Raw genomic sequence first — 2,251 nt, 5'->3', positions numbered from 1 at the left:
GTCCCCCTCTCCCCGGCCCCGGCGCCACCGGTCGGCCTTCCGCATCCGCGACACCAGCGGTTCGGTCCACCGTGCCGTCAGCGGGCCCAGGACGACGAGGATCAGGACGTACGCCGTGGCGATCGGGCCGATCCGGGGCTCGGTCGCCACCGCGAGGCCCGCTATCACGATGGAGAACTCGCCGCGCGCCACCAGGGCTCCGCCCGCCCGCAGCCGGCCGCGCGGTCCGATGCCCGCGCGTCGCGCGGCGTACCAGCCGGTGGCGATCTTCGTGAACGTCGTCACGACGGCGAGCAGCAGGGCGGGCAGCAGCACCGGCGGGATGGCCGCCGGGTCCGTCGACAGGCCGAAGAAGACGAAGAAGACGGCCGCGAAGAGGTCCCGCAGCGGGGTCAGCAGCTTGCGCGCGCCCTCCGCGACCTCGCCCGACAGTGCGATGCCGACGAGGAACGCCCCCACGGCCGCGGACACCTGCAACTGTTGCGCCACCCCGGCGACCAGCACCGTCAGCCCGAGCACCACGAGGAGCAGCATCTCGGGGTTGTCCGACGAGACCGCCCGGCTGATCAGCCGCCCGTGCCGCAGGGCGACGTACAGGACGAGCCCGACCGTCCCGAGCGCGACGACCAGCGCCACGCTGCCGCCGGCGAGACCGACGCCCGCGAGCAGCGCCGTCAGCAGCGGCAGGTAGACCGCCATCGACAGGTCTTCCATCACCAGGACGCCGAGTACGACCGGCGTCTCGCGGTTGCCGAGGCGGCCGAGGTCGGTGAGCACCTTGGCGACGACGCCCGACGACGAGATCCAGGTGACACCGGCCAGGGCGACGGCGGCCACTGGCCCCCAGCCGAGGAGGAGGGCGGCGGCCGCGCCGGGTGTGGCGTTGAGGACGAAGTCCACGGCGCCGGACGGGTATTGGGTCTTCAGGCTGGTGACCAGTTCGGAGGCGCTGTACTCCAGGCCCAGCAGGAGCAGCAGCAGGATGACGCCGATCTCGGCGCCGACCGCCACGAAGTCCTCGCTGGCGTTGAGCGGCAGCAGCCCGCCCTGCCCGAACGCGAGCCCCGCCAGCAGGTAGAGGGGTATGGGGGACAGGCCCACCCGCTCCGCGAGCCTGCCGATGAGGCCGAGCGCCAGGATGAGCGAGCCGAGTTCGATGAGCAGCGCGGTGGTGTTGTGCACGGCTCAGCCCTCCGCGACGATCTCGACGAGCGCGTCGACGCCCTCACGGGTGCCGACGACGACCAGCGTGTCGCCGATGGACAGCCGGAAGTCGGGCCCCGGTGACGGCGTGGCGGCGGTCCGCTGGAGTACGGCGACGATCGACGCGCCCGTCCGGCTGCGCGCCCGGGTGTCCCCGAGCGGCCGTCCGGCGTACGGCGACCTGGCGGTCACCTGGATGTGCTCGGTGACGAGGTCGATGCCGTCGGTGCGTACGGCGTCGATGGGCGCCGTGTCGATCAGGTGGGCCAGGGCGGTGGCCTCGTCGGGCGACAGGGGTACGGAGAGCAGGCACGCGTCGGGGTCGTCGCGGTCGTAGAAGCCGATGAAGCGCCGGCCGTCCTTGTGGACGACGACCGAGATGTGCTGGCCGTCCTCGGTCGTGAAGTCGTACTGCGTACCGACGCCCGGCAACGTGGTCCGGCGCGTACCCATGGTCTGCCCTCCCGGTCTGCTGCCCGGCCGCGGCACGTGCGCACTCGCGGGGCACGTCGGCCGTGATCCACGAGCAGCGCGACCGGCTGCTTTACCTTTCCATTACCCTACTCCGCCCCTCCGCGGGCCTGGTACCGGGCGTACTCGCAGCTCAGAGGCGAGGGCGGCGGCGCCCCGCGACGCGGAGCGCCGCCGCCGCAGCGGCTCAGGGGCGGTGGGCGACCGCCGGGTCCTCTTCGCCGCCCCTGCCCGGGCCGGTGTCGCCGGCCCGGTCCGCGTCGGCGGCCGCGCCGCCGGCGTCCGGATGTCGCGGCTCGTGCCGCGCGGTGTCGTGCGGTGCGGCGGAACGGGCGACTTCGGCCCGCACCATGGCGTTCAGTGCGGCATACGGGTCGATGGGCATGGTGAACGTCCTTACGTCGAGGGGGTGATGCGGCGCCGGAGCGACGGCGACGGCATGGCGAGGTGCCGGGCCGCGCCGGTCCCCTCAGCAGCGCAGGACCACCCGCCGCCGCTCCCCGTCCGCAGCCGGAGCCCCGCAGGGCGCGGCGGCCGCCCGCCCGGCGCCCGCCTCTTCGGCTTTCACGGCAATCCG

The 2,251-nt window shown here is 74.1% G+C and carries 3 protein-coding genes; all 3 read right to left on the bottom strand.

Annotation, left to right across the window (positions count from 1 at the left end; translation table 11 throughout):
- The coding region (locus E2E34_RS33565; protein ID WP_138905604.1) for a cation:proton antiporter at positions 1–1,182 on the bottom strand (1,182 nt) is incomplete at its 3' end.
- Between the two features lie 3 nt (positions 1,183–1,185).
- Positions 1,186–1,656 carry a cation:proton antiporter regulatory subunit gene (locus E2E34_RS33560; RefSeq protein ID WP_138905603.1) on the bottom strand — a complete coding sequence of 157 codons (471 nt, stop codon included), beginning with the start codon at positions 1,654–1,656 and terminating at the stop codon, positions 1,186–1,188.
- Between the two features lie 205 nt (positions 1,657–1,861).
- The gene (locus E2E34_RS33555; RefSeq protein ID WP_138905602.1) at positions 1,862–2,059 is read right to left on the bottom strand and encodes a hypothetical protein; all 198 of its coding nucleotides are present in this window, start codon (positions 2,057–2,059) and stop codon (positions 1,862–1,864) included.
- Between the last annotated feature and the right edge of the window lie 192 nt (positions 2,060–2,251).

Origin of the sequence: Streptomyces albidochromogenes (genome assembly GCF_005981925.1) — a bacterium.
Taxonomy (GTDB): domain Bacteria; phylum Actinomycetota; class Actinomycetes; order Streptomycetales; family Streptomycetaceae; genus Streptomyces; species Streptomyces albidochromogenes.
Note: the sequence above shows the minus strand (reverse complement) of the source record. Positions and strands in the feature narration are given on the sequence as shown.